The sequence below is a fragment of the Dermacoccus sp. UBA1591 genome (genome assembly GCF_002322065.1).
Lineage (GTDB): Bacteria > Actinomycetota > Actinomycetes > Actinomycetales > Dermatophilaceae > Dermacoccus > Dermacoccus nishinomiyaensis.
Genome location: NZ_DCNR01000112.1, coordinates 3,773 through 24,854 on the forward strand (window position 1 = coordinate 3,773; position 21,082 = coordinate 24,854).

Below are 21,082 nucleotides of genomic sequence, written 5' to 3' on the forward strand. Positions count from 1 at the left end.
CGAGCCAGCTTGTTGATGACCTCGACCATGTGCACCGGGATGCGGATGGTGCGCGCCTGGTCGGCCATGGCACGCGTGATGGCCTGACGGATCCACCACGTCGCGTACGTCGAGAACTTGTAGCCCTTGGTGTAGTCGAACTTCTCGACCGCGCGGATGAGGCCGAGGTTGCCCTCCTGGATGAGGTCGAGGAAGAGCATGCCGCGACCCGTGTAACGCTTGGCCAGCGACACGACGAGACGCAGGTTGGCCTCGAGGAGGTGGTTCTTCGCGTTCTTGCCGTCCGAGGCGATCCACCACAGCTCGCGCTTGAGCTTCATGTCCATCTTGACGCCCGACTCGAGCTTCTGCTCGGCGAACAGGCCGGCCTCGATGCGCTTCGCGAGCTCGACCTCCTGCTCGGCGTTGAGCAGGGCGACCTTGCCGATCTGCTTGAGGTAGTCCTTGACCGGGTCGGCCGTCGCACCTGCCGTCACGACCTGCTGGGCCGGCGCGTCATCCTCGTCACCCGGACGCAGGACGAAGCCGCCCTTCTCGTCTTCGGCCTCGCCGGCGGGCTTCTTCGCCTCGTCGACCTCCTCGGCGCCTGCCTCGACGTCCGTCACGACGACGTCGTCGATCTCGACGTCCTCGGCGACGACCTTGTCCGGCTCGCCAGCGGATGCTTTCTTGGCGGTGGTCTTCTTCGCGGTCGTCGACTTGGCCGCGGTGGCCTTCTTCGCCGTCGCCTTCTTGGCGGTGGTCTTCTTGGCGGCCGCCTTCTTCGCGGGGGCCTCACTCGCCTCGTCGGCGGTGACGTTCTCGTCGAGCTCGACGTCGGTCTCCGCCTCTACGGCCTTCTTCGCCGCCGTCTTCTTGACGGCAGCCTTCTTCGCGGTCGTCGTCTTGGCCGCGGTGGTCTTCTTCGCGGCAGCGGTCTTCGTCGCCGTCTTCTTGGCAGTCGACTTCTTCGCCGCGCTCTTGCGCCCGGTCGTCGTGGCGACGGCCTGGGCCGCGTGAACCTCGTCGAGCACGATCTCGATGCCCTCGGCCCCCAGCGCCTTCAGCACCGCCTTCTGCTTGGCCATGGAGATCTTCGCTTCTTCGAGGGCGGTCTTCAGCACCACGCTGTCGACCGTGCCGCTCGCGCGCCCCTGCTCGAACAGAGCAATGACCGCGGGATGGTCGATGTCCGCGGGAAGCGCGGGGGTCTGAGCCGTTTCGGACACTGAGGTCACCAACTACCTTCCGAGAGTGCACAACGCATCGGGCAGGCGCAATCGCGCGCCGAGCGCTTCGTACGAGGGAAGAGACGAACCACGGGGGCGGGATCCGACGAGAGCCGGTTGCCCGAGACTCACCTGAGCTCGCCTGGCACCGTGGTGCCTGATTCGATCCCCCGCGTCGCTTCTTTCACCATTATAGAACTCTGGGTCGAGAACCGCAGAATCACGGGGTTCAACGCCCCTGCGTGCGCGGGTGTTCCCGACCTGACGCAAGCGCGTCAGGCCGGGGTTGGGAGCAGCGCGAGATCAGTGCGCTGTGGGCTTGACCGCGAGGACGGGGCACGGCGCGTCGAGCAGCAGCCGCTGAGCGCTCGAACCGAGGATCAGCTTGCCGACGGGCGTGCGGCGACGCAGCCCGATGACGAGCAGCGCCGGGTCGAGTTCGGCCACCTCGTCGAGGATCACCTCGACCGCGTCCTGGCCCTCCTCCACCTGCACGACGCGGCCGCCGACCGCGTCCGCACTCTCCTGCGCGGCAGCGCGCGCGTCGTCGCTCGGGACGGTCGAGACGAGTACGAGCGGGCGCCCCAGCACACTCGACTGACGCACGGCCTCGGCCACCGCGGCCTCACCCTCCGGGCCCGGAGCGAAACTGACGACGACGGACATGCGCAACCCCTGTTCTGCGACTGTGGCGATCGGCTCACACGCTACCCGAGGTGCCGCGAGCGCCCGCCGTCACGCCACGGGACGGACGCGGCCCGCCTCGGCCGTGAGCGGCCGAGCGATGACCTCGCGCACGAGCGCCGCGATCTGGTCGGCCTCGATGAGGAAACCGTCGTGACCGTGCGGCGAGTGGATGAGACGCAGCCGTCCGCGCCCGTGAGCCCGGACGATGTCGGCGGAGGCACTGACCGGGAACAGCCGATCGGAGTCGACCGCGGCGACGACGAGCTCACCCCCGAACACCCGAAGCGCAGGCTCGATGCCGCCGCGGCCGCGGCCGACGTCGTGCGTCGCCATCGCCTGCGTGAGCCGCACATAACTCATGGCGTCGAACCGCGCGACGAGTTTCGCGGCGTGGTGCTCGAGATAGCTCTCGACGGCGAACAGGCCGCCGTCGAGCGTGCGGTCCGCTCCCTGCGACTCGCGCCCGAACCGCTCCTGCAACTCGTGCGCGCTGCGGTAGGAGGTGTGCGCGATCTGGCGGGCGAGCCCGAGCCCCGACGTCGGGAAGACGCCCTGCTCGAGGTAGCCGCCACCCCGGAAATCCGGGTCAGCTTCGATTGCCCGCACCTGCGTGTGCCCCCACGCGATCTGGTCGGCGCCCGCCGCCGCGCAGCTCGCGACGACGAGGGCGCGCTGCACCCGATGCGGGAAGGTCGCCACCCACTCCGCGGCGCGCATCCCGCCGAAGGAGCCGCCGATGACAGTGTGGAAGCGCGCGATGCCGAGAGCGTCGGCGACCCGCGCCTCGGCGCGCGCCTGATCCCTGACGCTGACGTGTGGGAAGCGCCCGCCCCACACCCGGCCGTCTGGTGCGAGCGACATGGGGCCCGTGCTGCCGCGACAGCCGCCGAGCACGTTGATCGCCACGACGAACAGCTCGTCGGTGTCGAGGGGCGCGCCGGGGCCGATGAGACCAGGCCACCACCCCGCCGTCGGCTGCCCGGGGCCGACCGGCCCGACGACGTGCGAGTCTCCGGTCAGGGCGTGCTCGACGAGGACGGCGTTGCTCGCGTCGTCGTTCAGCTCGCCCCAGCACTCGTACGTCATGACGACGTCGGGCAGGGCGGCGCCGTTCTCCAGCGTCAGGGTGCCGATGTGGACGGCACGTGCGTGCGGGTTGAACCCGTCGTCGGTGAGGGGCGCCGCGGGGTCGGCCACGGCGAGGCGACGGTGCGAAACCATGACGTCCTCGATTCCGAGGTGGGTCGCAACCCACCTCTCGCGCTTGCCGCCCACGGGCGGCCCTGTCGTCACCCGGGGCACCCCGCCGCGAGGGAGGGTTGCCGCTCAGCAAGCCGGGGCTTGTGTCGCTGAAACTCTTGACCTGCGACACAGTAGGCGGCCCTGCCCGCGGCTTCCATCGCCCGCGCGGCGACGTCCACGATGTGGCGCGCTCCCACAACCGGCACGCTCGTCAGGCGACGGAACTCTGCCGAGCCTTCGTGTGGAGCGCACCGACGGCCTGCTCGTACGACAACCCCGTGCCTGTGATGTCGCGCAGCAGTTGCCCCAATGACGTACCCCCGATGCGCAGCGACGCCGCGGCGCACGCACCGGCTCCCCGCAGGTCGCCTTCGCGCCAGGTCGCGGCGGCCTCGAGGGCCTTCCACGCGGCGCGGCCGTGGCGCGGCACGAGCGGCAGCCAAGTTCGCAGGCACGCGCTCGTCATCAGCGGGCCCGTCTCGCCGAGCGGCATGCCCGGGCTCAGCAGACGGAACAGTTCGGGTGCGACGCACAGGAGGATCTCATCGCGCGTCGGGCCGTCGACGACAGCGTCGGCGAGCACCTGCAGGTCGGCGCTGCGGGAGCGTCGCCGGGTGCCCGACGCGGTGTCGGGGACGTCGCACAACCGTGCCCAGGCGGCTCGGACGTCGACGACGCTGGGAACGGGGCGCGCGGTGGCGGCCATGGCCTCGCCGCCGCGGCGGACGTGGCGAAGCTGCTCGCGGGTCTGCTCTGACAGGGACGGGATCTCGTGGATCGCGCCGTCACAGCAGCCGAGCTCGCATTCGATGGCCCACCAGTGCTCGTCGCTGGCACCGAGGACGTGGTGCAGCGGCACGCGGCGCTCGATGCGTTTCGCGAGGGCCGCGATGTCGACGCGGCCCGGCTCGCAGCGATAGGCGATGGCGATGGCGGCCTGCGCACCCATCGTCGCGCGCCGCTCAGCGACGACGTCGAGCATGTGCGCCGTCTCCCCGTCGCACGCATCGTCCGCCCAGCCGAGCACCCCCGCGAGCGCACCGTCACGTTCGAACAGGACGATGACGGCGCCCGCCCCCTCGGAGCCGACGAGATCGGGAAGGCCTGCCACCAGGGCGCTGAGGCCCTTGAGTCGTGTTGTTGTCTTCATGCCCCCAGCGAAACCCATGACGCCACCCGCGCGCTGACCACGAGCCACAAACCTGTGGACGAGGCATCCTGCGGGCCGCGAAACGGGCCGTAGCCGTCACACCTGTGGGTGAGTGGGCCGTTCGAGCAAGGCCAGGCGGGGGTTCGCGGCCCCCAGATCGTCGCCCGGAAGCCCGTTGATGCGCACGGACGACACATCGCCGAACCGGCCCGGACACGCCGAACGCCACCCGTCGAAGACGAGTGGCGTTCGAGGTGGAATCAGGGAGACGTCAGGCTGACGGCGGGATCTGCGCGACGAAGTCGCGACGCGCCGACTGGGCGATCTTGCGGATGAGGACGACATCGAGGCCGCCACCGATGAAGCCGCCCGCCACGGGGATGAGGCGCGGAATGCGCGTGAGGAAGCGACGCCCCACCTGCGAGCCGAGACGGAACGCAACTGACTTGTTCACGACGGCGAGCGCCGCCGGCGGCAGCTTGCGCGTGGCGACGTTCGTCGCGACGCCACCCGTCATCGGGCCAAGGCCCTTGAGGACCTGCGTCGCGTCCGCACCGATGAGGTCGAGCAGGATCGCCGAGCGCACGGCTGGGTCGTCGACGTCGTGACCGTTGATGGCGGCGATCGCCGCGACCATGCGCGTCGCGACGGTGTAGAAACCGATGACGTTCGCGGGCAGTGCCACGGGGAGCGTGACGAAACCGCCGAGGTTGGTGAGGAAGCCGTTCGCGCCCGCGAGCTTCGTGTGTGATGCGACGACGTCGTCCATCGCCGCTTCCTTGGAGCCCGCCTTCTTCATCGCCTCGTCGGCGACGGCGCGGGCCGACTTGAACGTCGCCACGCCCCCGATGCCCACCGAGATGAGGTGCTGCGCCAGGGTGTTGGCCGTCGAGTCGAGCATGCCCGACGATTTCTCGGGGGCTGCAGGAGCCTTCTTGTCTTGACCGAATCCGAACATGAGGTGATCCTCCCAAGTTGGCGGGGGCCCGGCAAGCCACCGCAGGGGTGGCCGCAGCCAGGCGAGCGTTGCGAAGCCCGCGTGGCCGTCGGCTCAGACCGACGGCCGGCGAGAAGCGCTCGCGGGCTCACAACGAGCCCTTGGTGCCCGGATCCTCTCCCTCGGCGCGCAGGAACTGCTCCAGCTCGGCGCCGATCTCGTCTGCGCTCGGCAGGTCGTTCATCTCGGCGGCGAGGAGCGAGCGTCGACGACGACCCTCGGTGAAGGCGTCGTACTGCCGCTCGAGGCCCTCGACGACCTCGGTGACCTCGTCGTTCTCGCTGATCTGCTTGGCGATGTCGGCGCGATGCAGCCCGGCGATCGCGGCGAGCTCCTGAGCGGGGATCGCCAGCCCCGTCAGCCCGCAGACGGCCTCGAGCGCGGCGAGCGCGGCGTCCGCGAACTCGACCTGCGTGAGGTAGTGCGGCACGTGGATCGCGAAACCTGCGGTGTCCATGCCTGCCTCGGCGAGCCGGATGTGCATGAGCCCTTCGGCACTCGAGGGCACCTGGACGTTGCCGAAGAGCGGCTCGTTCTCCGTCAGCAGACGCTGATCGGAGGCGAAACGCGTGAAACCGACCGGGCGCGTGTGCGGCACCGCCATCGGGATGCCGTGCGCGCTCACCATGAGCGAGACGCCGAGGTTCGCCGCGAGGATGCGGACGGCCTCGCTGACGCGCTCCCACTGGTAGTCGGGCTCGGGGCCGGCGAGCAGCAGGAACGGCGTGCCTTCGGCGTCGACGAGGCGGTACAGCACGAGAGCCGGGTCGTCGTACTCGCTGTAGCGGTCGCGATCGAACGTCATCATCGGGCGGCGACCGCGGTAGTCGAGCAACTGGTCGACGTCGAACGACGCGACGACCGTGTGCTCGAGCGTGCCCAGCATGTGCGCCGTCATCAACTTCTGTGTGTTGCCCGCGTCGATGAAACCGCCCAGCGAGACCACGAGGGTCGAGGCGCTCTGCTCGGCGAGCGGGGTGTCGGTCTCGATGCGGAACAGTTGCGTGGGATCAAGCACGTCGTACTCCTTCGTCAGGTGCTCACCGTTCAACGCCCCGCGCGCGGGGATGATTCCCCCACGCCGCGGCCACTCAGGTCTGCGGCGACGCGGCGTCCGGAACGGTCTCGGCATGACCGTCGGTGCGCAACTGCGCCCGCAGCGCCTCGGCATTCTCGGCGAGGATCTGCTGGTCCTGGCCGCGCGTGACGGCGTGCGGGTCGAACTCGGCCGGGCTCTGCGTCGGCCACACGTGCAGGTGCAGGTGCGGCACCTCGTACCCCTCGACGAGCAGGCCGACGCGCTGCGCCTGCCACGCGCGCTGCTGCGCCTGACCGATGATCTGCGCGACACCCGTGAGATGCGCGAAGATGCTCGGCGGCGCCTGCGTCCATTCGACGATCTCCCCGCGCGGCACGACGACCGTGTGCCCGTCGGTGATGGGGTCGATGACGAGGAACGCCACGCACACCTCGTCCTGCCAGACGAAGTGCGCCGGGATGTCGCCGTCGATGATCTTGCTGAAGATGCTCGCCATGGCCTCCAACCTACGCCCGATCAGCGGGCCTCCGCAGCGTCCATCGCCTTGTAGATCCGCTTCTCGGACACCGGGTGAGCGGTGCCCAGACGCTGCGCGAACTGGCTGACGGCAAGCTCCTCGATCATCCAGCGGATGTCGAGCACGTCGGCGTCCCCACGGCGCTCGGGGCGCAGCCCGGCGACCATGTCGTCGTACTCACGTCGGACGGTCGCGACGAGGTCGGCGCGGTCGGCGTCACGCACGAGATCGGTGACGCCCTTGTCGAGCCGCTCGAGCATGCCCCGCACGTAGCGATCGAGGTGACCGAGGCGCGCCAACCCGGTCTCGGCGACGAAACCGGGATGGATGAGCGCGACGAGGTGAGCGGCGACGTCGTCGTGCAACGCCTTCGCCGCGGGCGCCGTCAATCGTGACAGCCCGAGCTGCACCTCGGCGGCGTGCTCGAGCACGGGCGCGAGCTTCTCGGCCGCCTCGAGCACGAGCGGTGCCACCTGCTGGCGGATCGCCGTGAGCGCCACGTCGAACTGCTCGGCGTCGCGCACCTCGCGCCCGGGCATGCCTTCGATGACGGCGTCGACGGCGGCCGCGAGGACGTCGTCCATGAGGGCGTCCATCGAACCGTGCGGGTTGTTGCCGAGCGCGAGCTTCTGCCGGTTGCTCATGAGGCCGAGGATTCGCTTCCACGGCACCTGCGTGTTGAGCAGCAGCAGACGGCGGGTGCCGAGCCGAGTGGCCTGGCGCGCCTCGGACTCGGTGCCGAGCACCTCGACAGCGACGTCACGGCCGTGGTCGACGACAGCCGGGAAGCCCGTCATCCGCTGGCGGCCGGCCGACTTCGTGAACTGGCGGGGCAGCTCACCGAACGTCCACTGCGTCAGCCCCTGCTGCTCGAGGTCTCCGGCGGCCTTCGCGATCGACTGACGCAGACGCCCGGCGAGTTCGTCCTGCAGCGCCGCGAGATCCTTGCTCTCACGGATCTTGCGGCCCCGCTCATCCTCAACCCTGAACGTGACCTTCAGGTGGTCGGGCAGCTTCCCCGGGTCCCAACTCCCCGCGGGCACACGCACCGAGGTGAGACGAAACAGCGCCTCGCCCAGCTCGTCGGCGAACGGGACCTGACCCGGGCGACCCTGGGCATCCATGAGTGCCAGCGCGCGCCGCGCATGGTCGGGAGCCGGGACGAAGCTGCGTCGGATGTTCTTCGGCAGCGACTTCACGAGGGCCGTCGCGAGTTCCTCACGCATACCGGGCACGAGCCAGTCGAACCCGTGATCCTCGACCTGGTTGAGCACCGGCAGCGGCACGTGCACGGTGATGCCGTCGGCGTCTGCACCCGGCTCGAACTGATACGTCAACTTGAGCCTGAGACTGCCCTGCCGCCACGACTTCGGGTAGGCCGATTCGTCGACGGCGTCCGCGTCGTCGGCGACGAGCAAATCCTCGGTGAAGGTGAGCAGGCTCGGGTTTTTACGACGCTCGTTCTTCCACCACCGGTCGAAGTGCGCCCCGGAGACGATGTCCGCCGGGATGCGCTCGTCGTAGAAGTCGAACAGGACGTCGTCGTCGACGACGAGGTCACGCCGTCGGGCGCGCGCCTCGAGGTCGGCGAAGCGCGCGCGCAGCGCCGCGTTGTCCTTGAGGAACTGGTGCTGCGCATCCCAGTCACCCTCGACGAGAGCGTGACGGATGAACAGGTCGCGAGAGACCTCCGGATCGATCGCGCCGTAGGCGGCCTTGCGGCCCGCGACGATCGGGATGCCGTACAGCATGACCCGCTCGGACGCGACGGCCCCCGCGCGCGAGCGCTCCCAGTGCGGTTCGGCATACGAGCGCTTGACGAGGTGGGCGCCCGCCCGTTCGATCCAGGCGGGGTCGACGACCGCGTTGGTGCGCGCCCACATGCGGGTCGTCTCGACCAGCTCGCCCGCCATGACCCAGTCGGGTTGGCGTCGGAACAGCGTCGAGCCGGGCTGGATCGCGAAACGCGCCTGACGGGCGCCGAGGTACTCGCGCTTCTCACGATCCCGCAGCCCGACGTGGCTGAGCAGACCCGTGAGCAGCGCCTGGTGGACGGCATCCTCGCTCGCGGCGTTGTCGCTCATGAACAGCTTGGCCTGCTTGCACGCCGCCCTGAGCTGACCGTGCAGATCCTGCCATTCGCGCAGCCGCAGGTAGTGGAGGTACTCGCGCTTGCACAGGCGCCGGAAGGCACTGCTGGACAGTTCGCGCTGCTGCTCGCGCACGTAGTTCCACAGGTTGAGGTAGCTGAGGAAGTCGCTCTTCTCGTGCTTGAACCGGGCGTGCTGTTGATCCGCCTGGGCCTGCGCGTCCGCGGGGCGCTCACGCGGATCCTGGATCGACATCGCCGCGACGATGACGAGTACCTCCCGCAGCGAGCCGTTCTCGGCGGCGGCGACGAGCATGCGTCCGAGCCGCGGGTCGACGGGCAGGCGCGCGAGAGTGCGGCCGGTCGGCGTCAGCTTCTTGCGCGGCCCCTGAGCGGTGGTGTCGAGGGCGTGCAACTCCTCGAGCAGCGCCAGGCCGTCCTTGATCTGGCGGGCGTCGGGCGCGTCGACGAACGGGAAGCGCGCGATGTCGCCGAGGCCCAGGGACGTCATCTGCAGGATGACGCTCGCGAGGTTCGTTCGCAGGATCTCGGGGTCGGTGAACTCCGGGCGGGACGCGAAATCCTCCTCCGAGTACAACCGGATGCAGATGCCGTCGGCGACGCGGCCGCACCGGCCGGCGCGCTGACGGGCGGAGGCCTGCGAGATCGGCTCGATCGGCAGGCGCTGCACCTTCGTGCGCTGGCTGTAGCGCGAGATGCGCGCGGTGCCGGTGTCGATGACGTAGCGGATGCCCGGCACCGTCAGCGACGTCTCCGCGACGTTCGTCGCCAGGACGATGCGTCGCCCGTGGTGCGGGGCGAAGACGCGATGCTGCTCGGCGGCGGACAGGCGCGCATAGAGCGGCACGATCTCGACGTCGTGACGCGCGCGCCCCCAGTCAGCGCCCTTGAGCGCGTCCGCGGCGTCGCGGATCTCGCGCTCACCGGAGCAGAAGACGAGGATGTCCTGCGCCGAACCGTCACCGCTGCCTGAGCGCCACAGCTCCTGTGCGGCCTCGACGATGCCCGTCACCTGATCGACGTCCTCGAGCTTGGGGTCCTCCCCCGGCTTGCTCGGCGCGAGCTCGCGCACGAGGGGGCGATACCGCGTCTCGACGGGGTAGGTGCGCCCCGAGACCTCGATGATCGGCGCGGGCCCGTCCGGGCCGGCGAAGTGCTCGGCGAAGCGCTCCGGGTCGATCGTCGCGGACGTGATGATCACCTTGAGATCGGGGCGCCGCGGCAGCAACTGCTTGAGGTAGCCGAGGATGAAGTCGATGTTGAGGCTGCGTTCGTGCGCCTCGTCGATGATGAGCGTGTCGTACTGACGCAGATCCCGATCGCGTTGCATCTGCGACAACAGGATGCCGTCGGTCATGACGCGCACACGGGTCTTCTTCGACGACTCGTCGACGAAGCGCACCTGATAGCCGACCGTCTCACCGAGCGGCGACTCGAGTTCTTCGGCGAGCCGCTCGGCGACCGAACGCGCCGCGATGCGTCGCGGCTGGGTGTGGCCGATGGCGCCGGCGCGCCCGCGCCCCAGTTCGAGGCAGAACTTCGGCAGCTGCGTCGTCTTGCCCGAACCCGTTTCGCCCGCGACGATGACGACCTGGTGGTCGCGGATCGCCTCGAGGATCTCGTCTTTCGCCTCGACGACAGGCAGGTGGCCCGGGTAGCGCAGGACGTACGACGCTGCTTCCGATGTGGGGTCGGGGATGGCCTCGGCGGCCAGGGCCGGTTCGTCCCCTCGGGGTGACGCGTTCGCTCTGCTCCGGCTCGGCCTGCGCCGGCGGGACGATGAGGCGAGCGGCGGCCCGGGCGTCGCCGGATCGCCGTTCGAGGAAGGTTGCGAAGGTCTTGGAGTACTCACGATTCGCTCATTTTCTCACGCGCGCCGGTGATGGCCGCGCGCGTTCGGGCAGGGCCCAGCGCCCCCGCCGTCAGGGCAGGAGCTGGCTGAGCGTGTAGATGAGGAGGCCGACGAGGCCGCCGACGACGGTGCCGTTGATGCGGATGAACTGCAGGTCGCGCCCGACGAACGACTCGATGCGTTCGGAGGCGTCCTGCGCGTCCCAGCGCTCGACCGTCGAGGAGATGAGGGCCGTGATCTCGTGGCCGTATCCCTCGACGCCGGCGGCTGCGACGTCCTCGAGGCGACGTTCGAGGCTCGCGTGGAGCGCGTCATCGGTGCGGATGCGGTGCGCGAGCGCCCGCAGGTGGTGGACCATCCGCGCCCGCAGCTCGCCGTCAGGATCCATGAGAGCGTCACCGAGCATCCGACGCACCGACGACCACACGTTCAGGGCCGCGTCGGCGACGCTGGGGTGGGTGAGGAAGCGCTGCTTGAGGTTCTCCGCCTGATGCTGGGTCTTCTCGTCGTGCTGCAGGTCGTGCGCGGCGCGAGCGAGGAACGCGTCGATCGCGCGACGCATCGCGTGATCAGGTGTGTCGCGCACCTCCGCGAGCCACTTGACGATCTCGAGGTGGATGCGGTCGACGACGGCGTCGTCGAGCCACTGCGGCGACCACCACGGCGCCTTCGCCCCGACGATGCGCGTCACCGCATCCTTGTTCTCGCTCACCCAGACGTGCATCTCGGTGATGCAGACGTCGACGAACCCGTGGTGCGTGCCGTCCGCGACGACCCCTTCGAGCAGGTGCCCGGCGAGTTCGCCGATGGGCTCGCGCTGCAGACGCGGGATGAGGACGGCGTCGAGGAAGTGGCGCACCTCGTCCTCGTCGAGGCTCTCGAGCGCCTTGTTGAGCTGCGGGGTGATCTGGGCGACGAGCCGCTCGGCCTGACCGGGGCGCTCGACCCAGGCCGCGACGCGTCGCGGGACGTCGACGCCGCGGATGCGCTCACGCACGAGATCGGGGGTGAGGAAGTTGGAGGCGACGAACTCCTCGAGGCTCTTGCCCAGCTGATCCTTGCGCGTCGGGATGATGGCCGTGTGCGGCACCTTGAGACCGAGGGGGTGACGGAACAGCGCGGTCACCGCGAACCAGTCGGCGACGGCACCGACCATCGCAGCCTCGGCCGCCGCGTTGACGTACCCCCACGCCCCGCCATGGCCGTGCGTGAGGATGTAGATGACGGCCGCGAGGACGAGCAGCCCCGTCGCCACGAGGCGCATGCGACGCAGCGCAGCACGGCGCTCGAGATCGGCGGGGGCCAGGTTCATCGTCGTGGACACGCCGCCACGATAGTCGGGCTCTCGCTCGCGCACCGCCTCGACGCCACCGTGTTTCGCTCAGGGCGCACTGCGGACGCCGGTGTGTGGCGGCCGCGGGGTGACGTGCGCGGCGTCTCAGGTGAGAGGAGATGCAGGGGGCGTGCGCAGGAGCTCGGCGCCCGTCACCCGCACAGACGCCGCACGTGCGCCGCGAGATCGTCGAGGCCATCGCTCAGCTCACGCCACGACGCGTCGAGGTCGACGTGCCACGAGTGGACGCTCGCCCGCGTCGCCGGCATCCGGATGCGGCTCGCCGGGCGGCGCCGCGCGTGGGCATAGACGACGAGTGCTGCGTCGAGGTCGAGCGAGGCGGCCTGCACCATGACCGGGAAGAACGCGGCCGCGTCGTTCGCGACGGCGGCGGCCGGGTCGCGAGGAGTCCGCGCGGTGTCGCGACCTCCGCCCGTCATGAGGTGCAGCGGGTCACCCGTGCGGCGGGGCACGTCGTCGTCGCCGAGGTGGTAGCGGGTGCCGATGACGAGGCGGGGGCCGCTCGCGTCACGCACGAGGATGTCGGCGGTAGCGCGCAGCGACGCGGCGTCGTCGAGCGCGAGCTCCTCGGCCTGCTCGACGCGATGCGCGGGCCACAACCGGGCCCGCAGCTCGGTGGCGACGAAGCGCAGGAAGACGAGGTCGACGTCGACGAGGAACGCGTTCGCACCGCGCTCACCCGCGTCATGACGGATCGAGAAACCGTCGATCGCGAGACGCGCCAGACCCATCGCGTGCTCGTAGTGCGCATTGAGCCGCGTCAACGGGATCTCGAGCGCCAGCTCCCGCGGATCGGCGTCGGCGACCCCGTCGAACCGCGCGAGCAGCTCGACGGCGAGACGCCACGTCTGCGGGCTGAGGCCGGGGGCGCCGAGCACGCGGACGACGGCCGCGCGCAGCAGGTGGTTCTCGACGACGTCTGACGTGAACTCCTCGAACCGGCACACCGGGGCGCCGACTGTCCACGGTCTGCGGGCGAGCTGGTCGACGAGCAAGCGGCCCCGCAGCGTCGAACTCTCCTCCTCGCGCGTGCGATACCCGTGCAGCAGCCCGCGGCGGGTCGCCGCCTCGACAGCGCGCAGGACGACGAGCGCCGATCCGTCGAGCAGTTCGCCGTCACCCGCGAAATCGCTCGTCTCACTCCCCCACGCGATCGACGCGTCCTGCCCGCCGAGCATGGCGAAGATCGATGCCATCGGCACGCGCGGCACGATGCGCACCTCGAAACCGGGAACGCTGACCGTGCCGACCCACGACGTCGTCTCGACGACGACGGCCTCCGGATCGGCAGTGGCGAGCAACCTCACCCGATCCGAGCCGACCGAGAACAGGGCGCGACGCGCACTGCTCGGCACGCGGACCGGCTCCGAACGCGAGTGCTCCGCCAGGGTGAGGCGAACGCGCTCGTCCGGCGCGAGGGCGCCGGCCGCGAGCGCCGTCATGGCCCCTCGGGCGCCGCGTCGTTCGTGGCGCGCGCCGCGTCGTCGTCAGCATGCGCGGCCTGGGCGTGCCGTTCGAGCACGGCCTCCCAGGTGAACGTCGCGAGCACGTCCTCGCGCCCGTAGAGCTGATCCTCGATGAACGGGTAGACGCCGTACTTCCAGATGCGGGCGAGCGCGGCGTCGTCGAGGTCGCGCACCATGAAGTGGCTGTGGCCGATCTGCAGGTGCGGGCCGCGCAGGATCTGACGCAGCTCCTCGTTGACCCGATCGACGACGCCCGCCACCCACACGGGGCCGTTCTCGCGCTCCAGCCAGCGCGCCAGCAGCCCCTCCATCGGGCCTTCGTGCGGCATGAACGGCAGGAAGTGGAAGCGGCGTCGCAGCGCAGCGTCGACGAGGGCGATCGATCGGTCGGCCGTGTTCATCGTGCCGATGAAGTACAGGTTCGAGGGCAGCTGGAAGCCCTCGTCGGGCCGGTAGCTCGTCATGACCGACTGCGAGCGATACTCGAGCAGGAACAGCAGCTCACCGAAGACGCGCGGCAGGTTCGCGCGGTTGATCTCGTCGATGACCATGATGTGCGGCGTCGTCGGGTCGGCCTCGGCGGCCTCGGCCATGAGCGCCAGCGGCCCCTTGCGCAGTTCGTAGACCATTGCGCCAGCGGCGTCGAGACGCGGGCGGAAGCCCTCGAAGAAGTCCTCGTACGACGTGGACGGGTGGAACTGCACGACGGCGCGCTTCGTCGGGTCGGGCTGCAGGGCCGCCGCGAATCGCTGCGCCATGAACGTCTTGCCCGTCCCGGGCGGACCGTAGAAGATGAGCTGCTTCTTGTCCTGCAGCAACTCGTCGATCTCGCGCAGGAACTCCTCGTCCACGAGCAGATCCGCCGCCGCCTCGGCGACCAGATCTCGTTCGGGGTCGACGCTCGTCTCGCCCTTGCGCAGCAGCCACAGCGCGAACTGCACCTGCCCCCACGGGTCGTTCGGCAGCAACGGTTCGAGCTTGCCGCGCAACCGGTCCGCGGCGATGACCTGCAGCCGACCACGCGACAACTCGCGCCGACGCGGCAGGACGACACCGAGCGCCTGCGCGAGAGCGACCTTGCCGTCACGCCCCGTCATCGCGTACACGGGCAGGTAGCGGTGCGGGTGCGCGATCGCCAGGAGCTTCATCGCGACCGCCTCGTCGAGCGCGACCTCATCGGCGCCCTCGGGGTCGATGACCGCGTCGATGCGGTCGGCGTCATCGCCCTCACCCCACAGCAGGTGCGTGACGGAGCGCGCGAGGTTCTCGAGGCCACGCGCATCGAGCGCGGCGAGGCGCGCGTCGAGGACACTGTGCGTGCCCGTCGACCCGTAGGCGCCACCGGCGATGATGCGCTTGAACGTCGCGAGGTCGAACGCGGCGAGCGCCTCCGCTTCGAGCGAGGCCGCGAAGGTGCGGCGCTGCTCGACGTGCCACTGATCGCGCTCCGCCGGGTACGGACGGTCGGCCAGGAAGGCGCGCAGCGCGATGGCGAGCTCCTCGTCGATGCCCTCGACGGGCGCATCGGAGCCGCGCATCGTGTCGACCAGCGGCAGCACGCGGCGGACGGTGTCCTCGACGTCCGCGGCGAAGCTGCGCCGCCCCACCCCGTCGGGGTGCGGGAACCAGCGGCCGACGAACACCTCGCCACCCTCGTACGACGCCCCCGTCGGCGTCAGGCGGTCCGGCGCGCCGGCCGGGCCGAGATGGATGAACTCCAGACCGGCAGGCAGGTTCTGCTCGAGCCGCGAGCCGAGCTCCTCGTGACGTTCGGCGCCCGCCGCGGAATCCCAGCCCGACATCAGCCCGACGGCGATGCCGGAGCTCGTCATCCACACGCGCAGGGCGGGCGCTCCCCCGCTGCTCGAGGGCAGCAGCCACGTCGAGTGCGAATCGCTGCGGTAGGCCGCGCGCGAGGACGCCTCCGTCCGGGTCTGCAGGCTCGTCTCGGCGAGCTTGACGCCGGTGGCGCGCTCGAGCTGCTCGTGCAGGCTGCGCGCGACCAGCGCGGCATGACCGCGCAACTGCAGCGCCAGGGACGCGGCGCGTGCCTCCGACTCGCCGTCCGGATAGCCGACGCCCTGCTCGAAAGTACGGTGCAGTTGCGTCGACTCGGTCGCCAGCGCAGGCAGCGCCGCGCCGAAGCCGACGAACGACGGCTTCTCGCCCAGCGCCGTGACGACGCGCTGCGCCCGGTAGGCGCCGGCGGGGCTGAACGCACGGCACAGCGTCACGAAGTCGACGTAGCGCTCGGCGTGCGTGAGGTGGCGCCCCATCCACCCCAGGGTCGCGAACGCGTCCGCCCCACCCGGCCACAGCACCGGCCAGTCCCCCTGGCCGGAGGTGGCCCACACGAGCGACAGGAACGTCGGCACGCGCGCGAGATCAGGCCCGCCGGATCCGATGACGTCCTCGAGACGCGCGATCGACGTGCCCGCCTCGTCGAGCGAGGTCGGGGTGACGAGCACCTTCGCCAGCACGTCCTCGAGCTCGCCGAGGCGGTCCTCGCAGTGCGCTACGACGCGCGGCAGCCAGTGCCGCGCGAGCGCGCCGGCCCCGACATATGGGCCCGGCCGCGCGCCCCACTGCGCGAGGGCCTCGGCGAAGCGTTCGATGTCGGGGCGGCGGATCATCGCCTCGACGTCAGCCCTCAGTTCGATGTCGCGGGCGTGCGCGAGCGCGTCGAGCTGCTGCCACGACGCGACGAACGCGGGGTCGGCCTCGACGTGCTCGGCCATGAGGTCGTACGTGCTCCGCCACCGACCCAGATCGGTCTCGCGCTGGCCATCCGCAGCCTCGTCGGACCACGTCATGGGGGCTTGCATCACACCGTCACTCCCGGCACGGCGAACCCTCAGCGAGGGCCGCCGTCACCTGCGTCGAAGGGGGCATTCGGCGACGCGGAGCCTGCGGCTGCGGCGTCGTCGGTTCTGCCGGTCAGTCTAGCCTGCGACTCACCCTTCGGACGGTGTGCGTCCGGTGGCTCGAGAGGACTTCCGAAGGCGCCGGCGCCCACGCGATGGCGCGGGTACGCGCTTCGCGTGGGCGGTTCGTGGGCCGCTGACGCTGCACTCGTACACCGTCGCGGGACGGGTCGCGGCAGGTCGGTGCGGCTCAGCGCACGACGCGCAGCCTGATCGTCTCCGGCATCGCGCGCAGCTGGTCCAGGACGGCGTCGGGCAGCTGGGAGACGACGTCGGTGACGACGTAGCCGGTGTCCGCGGCGGTGTCGAGCATCTGACCCTCGATGTTGACGCCGTGCTCGGCGAGGATGCCGTTCATGCGCGCCAGCGCACCCGGCACGTTCTTGTGGAAATGCACGATGCGGTGCTGACCCGGGCGCTCGGGCAGGTTGAGCGACGGGAGGTTGACGTTGAGCGTCGTCGAACCACGCTGGACGTAGTCGCGCAGCTTCGCGGCGACGAACCGTCCGATGTCCTCCTGCGCCTCCTCCGTCGAGCCGCCGATGTGCGGCGTCAGCACGACGTTGGGGATGCCCTGCAACGGTGAGTCGAACGGATCGCCCTTCTTCTTGGGCTCGGTCGGGAACACGTCGACCGCCGCACCGGCGATGTGACCGGATTCGAGATGCGTCTTGAGCGCGTCGTAGTCGACGACGAAGCCGCGCGAGAGGTTGAGGAACAACGAGCGCGGGCGCATCGCGGCGAACTGCTCGGCGCCGAAGAAACCGGCGTTGCCGGAGCGCCCGTCGACGTGCAGCGTGATGACCTCGGCGATCGACAGCAGCTCCTCGAGCGACGAGCAGCGTGTCGCGTTGCCGAGGGCGAGCTTGTCGTCGGTGTCGTAGAAGTAGACCTGCAGGCCGAGCATCTCCCCGACGACCGACAGCTGCGAGCCGATGTTGCCGTACCCGACGATGCCGAGCTTGCGGCCGCGGATCTCGTGGCTGCCCTTCGCGTCCTTGTGCCACACCCCGTCGTGCAGCGCGCGGTCCTTCTCGCTGAGGCGGCGCGCCATCATGATGATCTCGGCGATGGCAAGTTCAACGACCGAACGCGTGTTGGAGAACGGTGCGTTGAACACGACGATGCCCCGCCCCGCGGCGTGCGCGAGGTCGATCTGGTTCGTGCCGATGCAGAAGGCCCCGATCGCCTGCAGGTCGGGCGCATTGTCGAGCACGCGCGCGCTCACCTCGGTCTTGGAGCGGATGCCGAGCAGGTCGACGCCCTGCAGCGCCTCGATCAGCTCGTCCTCGTCCATCGCGCCGATGCGCATGTCGACCTCGAAGCCGGCCTCGCGCAGCAGCGCCTCCCCCAGGGGGTGCACGTTCTCGAGCAGCAGTGCCTTCACGGCCGGTTCCTTTCGCTGGCGGTGACGACGACCTGACGCGTCGCTCACATCATGAGACTTCATCGAGGCGATCGCAGGACGATCCATCTCAGCGGGCAAGACGGCAGGCGCCGTCGATGACTCTCGTCACCGGCGACGCCTGCCTTCATGCCTCAGCGAAGCATCAGCTGCAGCCGGAGGTGCTTCCGCAGCCCTCGCACACGTAGCAGCTACCGGCCGGACGCATCTTCGTCCCGCACGTCATGCACATCGGCGCATCCGCGGCGTGACCCTGGAACTTCTCGAGCAGCTCGGTGGAGCTGTGGATCTCGTTGCTCACCTCACGGGCCGAGGCTGCACCCGAGCCCGAGATGACCTCGTCGGCATGCTCCTCCTCCGACGTCGTCGGAGCTGCCGGCGCAGTGGTACCCGCGCGCTCCTGACGGGCCGGGGCGGCCGTCTGCGAGTTCGACTCCGCGTCGAAGCTCTCGTCGTCGCCCTCGCTCGGAGCGTAGGAACCCGTCTCGAGCTGACGCGCACGCTCGGCCGCGGTGTGGATGCCCATGAACGAGCGCGTGTCGAAGTCGAGGTAGTCGAGCGCCAGGCGGCGGAAGACGTAGTCCATGATCGACTGCGCCATGCGCACGTCGGCGTCGTCCGTCATACCGGCCGGCTCGAAGCGCAGGTTCGTGAACTTCTCGACGAACGTCTCGAGTGGCACGCCGTACTGCAGGCCGATGGAGACCGCGATCGAGAACGCGTCCATGACACCGGCGAGCGTCGAACCCTGCTTGCCGAACTTGAGGAACAGCTCGCCGAGGTCACCGTTCTCGTACGTGCCGGCGGTGAGGTAGCCCTCCGCGCCGCCAACGGCGAACGACGTCGTCTGCGACGAGCGACGCTTCGGCAGACGCTTGCGGACCGGACGGTACTCGATGACCTTCTCCGCAGCCGCGGTCTCGGTGCTGGTCGCGGCGGGCTCGGACTTCTTCTCCGCCTTGCCGTCGGACAGCGGCTGGCCGACCTTGCAGTTGTCGCGGTAGACCGCGATGGCCTTGAGGCCGAGCTTCCAGCCCTCGAGGTGCACCTCGGCGATGTCGTCGACGCTCGCGGTCTCGGGCAGGTTGACCGTCTTCGAGATGGCGCCCGACAGGAACGGCTGGCAGGCGGCCATCATGCGCACGTGGCCCATCGGCGAGATGGCGCGCGCACCCATGGCGCAGTCGAAGATCTCGTAGTGCTCGGGCTTGAGACCGGGCGCGTCGATGACGTGACCCTTCTCGGCGATGTGCTCGACGATCGCCTCGATCTGCTCGTCCTGGTAGCCCAGCTTCTTCAGCGCACGCGGGATCGTCTGGTTGACGATCTGCATCGAACCGCCCCCGACGAGCTTCTTGAACTTGACGAGCGAGAAGTCGGGCTCGATACCCGTCGTGTCGCAGTCCATCATGAAGCCGATCGTGCCGGTCGGGGCGAGGACAGAGGCCTGCGCGTTACGGAAGCCGTTCTTCTCGCCGAGCGTGACGACGTCGGCCCAGGCCTTCGTGGCGAGGGCGTGGATGTCGCTCGCCATCGCACCCATGTCCTTGTGCGACGACAGCTCGTCGTTGGCCGCGCGGTGCTTGCGCATGACGCGGTTGTGCGCCTGGCTGTTCTGGGCGTAGCCGGCGTAGGGGCCGACGACGGCCGCCATCTCCGCGGAGCGCTTGTAGGCGGCACCCGTGAGCAGCGAGGTGATCGAGGCCGCCAGGGCGCGGCCACCGTCGGAGTCGTAACCGTGGCCCGTCGCCATGAGCAGTGCACCGAGGTTGGCGTACCCGATGCCGAGCTGGCGGTAGTCGACGGTCGTCTTGCCGATCGACTCGGTCGGGAAGTCGGCGAAGCAGATCGAGATGTCCATCGCCGTGATGACGAGTTCGACGACCTTGGCGAATGTCGCCGCGTCGAACGTGTCGTCTTCCTTGAGGAACTTCAGCAGGTTGAGCGAGGCGAGGTTGCAGCTCGAGTTGTCGAGCGACATGTACTCCGAGCACGGGTTCGACGCCGTGATACGGCCCGTCTCGGGGTTGGTGTGCCACGCGTTGATCGTGTCGTCGTACTGCACGCCCGGGTCGGCGCACTCCCACGCGGCCTTGTTGATCTTGTCGAACAGCTCACGCGCATCGACGGTCTCGATGACCTCACCGGTGTCGCGGGCGCGCAGACCGAAGCTGCCGCCGTCGACGACCGCCTGCATGAACTCGTCGTTCACACGAACCGAGTTGTTGGCGTTCTGGTACTGCACGGAGACGATGTCGCGGCCACCGAGGTCCATGTCGAACCCGGCGTCACGCAGCGCGCGGATCTTGTCCTCCTCGCGCGCCTTCGTCTCGATGAACTCCTCGATGTCGGGGTGGTCGACGTCGAGGACGACCATCTTGGCCGCGCGACGCGTCGCGCCACCGGACTTGATCGTGCCGGCCGAGGCGTCGGCGCCGCGCATGAAGGAGACCGGGCCGGATGCGGTGCCGCCCGAGGAGAGCAGCTCCTTGGAGGAGCGGATGCGGGAGAGGTTGAGACCGGCGCCCGAGCCACCCTTGAAGATGAAGCCCTCCTCCTTGTACCAGTTGAGGATCGAATCCATCGAGTCCTCGACCGACAGGATGAAGCACGCACTGACCTGCTGCGGGCTCGCGGTACCGACGTTGAACCAGACGGGCGAGTTGAACGAGAACACCTGGTGCAGCAGGGCGTAGGTGAGCTCGTGCTCGAAGATCTCCGCGTCCTCGTCGGTAGCGAAGTAGCCGTTGTCGCGCCCGGCCTTGGCATAGGTCAGCACGACGCGGTCGATGAGCTGCTTGAGGGAGCTTTCACGCGCGTCCGTGCCGACGGCGCCACGGAAGTACTTGGTCGTGACGATGGTGGAGGCGTTGAGCGACCAGAAGTCGGGGAACTCGACACCCGACTGCTCGAAGATCGTCTCGCCCGTCTTCCAGTTCTGCTGGAGGACGTCCCGCTTCTCCCAGGTGACCTCGTCGTACGGGTGCACGCCGGGCGTGGTGAAAATGCGTTCGATCGTGACGCCGCCGGTGCGGCGTCCCGTCTTGGCGCGGGCCTTCGTCGTCTCGGTCATGACCGTGAGCCTCCTGGCAGGTGGGGTGAGCTGGTACGTGAGGGTGATCTGGGGGGCG

At 69.7% G+C, this 21,082-nt stretch carries 13 protein-coding genes and 1 riboswitch; all 13 genes read right to left on the minus strand.

Features of this window, described 5'->3' with window-relative positions:
• Nucleotides 1–1,208, minus strand: a 1,208-nt coding sequence (locus B2284_RS12835; RefSeq protein WP_286697609.1) for a sigma-70 family RNA polymerase sigma factor, incomplete at its 3' end; no start/stop codon positions are given.
• Between the two features lie 303 nt (nucleotides 1,209–1,511).
• Entirely contained in the window at nucleotides 1,512–1,874 is a 363-nt protein-coding gene (locus tag B2284_RS12840; RefSeq protein ID WP_006946612.1) for a universal stress protein, read from the minus strand.
• Nucleotides 1,875–1,943: 69 nt separating this feature from the next.
• Nucleotides 1,944–3,116 (minus strand): homoserine O-acetyltransferase MetX, encoded by a 1,173-nt coding sequence (metX, locus tag B2284_RS12845; protein ID WP_083607268.1) that lies wholly within the window; start codon nucleotides 3,114–3,116, stop codon nucleotides 1,944–1,946.
• Between the two features lie 34 nt (nucleotides 3,117–3,150).
• A riboswitch (SAM riboswitch) is annotated at nucleotides 3,151–3,259 on the minus strand.
• A gap of 89 nt (nucleotides 3,260–3,348) precedes the next feature.
• Nucleotides 3,349–4,287, minus strand: a complete 939-nt coding sequence (locus B2284_RS12850; RefSeq protein ID WP_136788481.1) for a hypothetical protein — start codon at nucleotides 4,285–4,287, stop codon at nucleotides 3,349–3,351.
• Nucleotides 4,288–4,558: 271 nt separating this feature from the next.
• Nucleotides 4,559–5,245, minus strand: coding sequence for an EcsC family protein (locus B2284_RS12855; protein ID WP_006946552.1), 687 nt, complete (start codon nucleotides 5,243–5,245; stop codon nucleotides 4,559–4,561).
• Between the two features lie 127 nt (nucleotides 5,246–5,372).
• Nucleotides 5,373–6,302, minus strand: a complete 930-nt coding sequence (locus B2284_RS12860) for a PAC2 family protein (RefSeq protein WP_040014953.1) — start codon at nucleotides 6,300–6,302, stop codon at nucleotides 5,373–5,375.
• A gap of 73 nt (nucleotides 6,303–6,375) precedes the next feature.
• Nucleotides 6,376–6,819, minus strand: coding sequence for an HIT family protein (locus tag B2284_RS12865; RefSeq protein WP_006946632.1), 444 nt, complete (start codon nucleotides 6,817–6,819; stop codon nucleotides 6,376–6,378).
• Between the two features lie 20 nt (nucleotides 6,820–6,839).
• A complete protein-coding gene (hrpA, locus tag B2284_RS12870; RefSeq protein ID WP_074046001.1) occupies nucleotides 6,840–10,802 on the minus strand; it encodes an ATP-dependent RNA helicase HrpA in 3,963 nt (1,320 codons plus the stop codon).
• Between the two features lie 70 nt (nucleotides 10,803–10,872).
• Nucleotides 10,873–12,126: a DUF445 domain-containing protein gene (locus tag B2284_RS12875; protein ID WP_083607275.1), complete on the minus strand. Its 1,254-nt coding sequence runs from the start codon at nucleotides 12,124–12,126 to the stop codon at nucleotides 10,873–10,875.
• Between the two features lie 161 nt (nucleotides 12,127–12,287).
• Nucleotides 12,288–13,598 (minus strand): McrC family protein, encoded by a 1,311-nt coding sequence (locus B2284_RS12880; RefSeq protein ID WP_074046002.1) that lies wholly within the window; start codon nucleotides 13,596–13,598, stop codon nucleotides 12,288–12,290.
• Entirely contained in the window at nucleotides 13,595–16,435 is a 2,841-nt protein-coding gene (locus B2284_RS12885) for an AAA family ATPase (protein WP_074046003.1), read from the minus strand. The genes B2284_RS12880 and B2284_RS12885 overlap by 4 nt, the downstream gene beginning before the upstream one ends.
• 301 nt (nucleotides 16,436–16,736) lie before the next feature.
• The gene (serA, locus tag B2284_RS12890; protein ID WP_040014956.1) at nucleotides 16,737–17,933 is read right to left on the minus strand and encodes a phosphoglycerate dehydrogenase; all 1,197 of its coding nucleotides are present in this window, start codon (nucleotides 17,931–17,933) and stop codon (nucleotides 16,737–16,739) included.
• A 163-nt stretch (nucleotides 17,934–18,096) separates the two neighbouring features.
• Complete coding sequence (locus tag B2284_RS12895; RefSeq protein ID WP_006946589.1) at nucleotides 18,097–21,024, minus strand: vitamin B12-dependent ribonucleotide reductase; 2,928 nt, start codon at nucleotides 21,022–21,024, stop codon at nucleotides 18,097–18,099.
• Nucleotides 21,025–21,082: the final 58 nt, after the last annotated feature.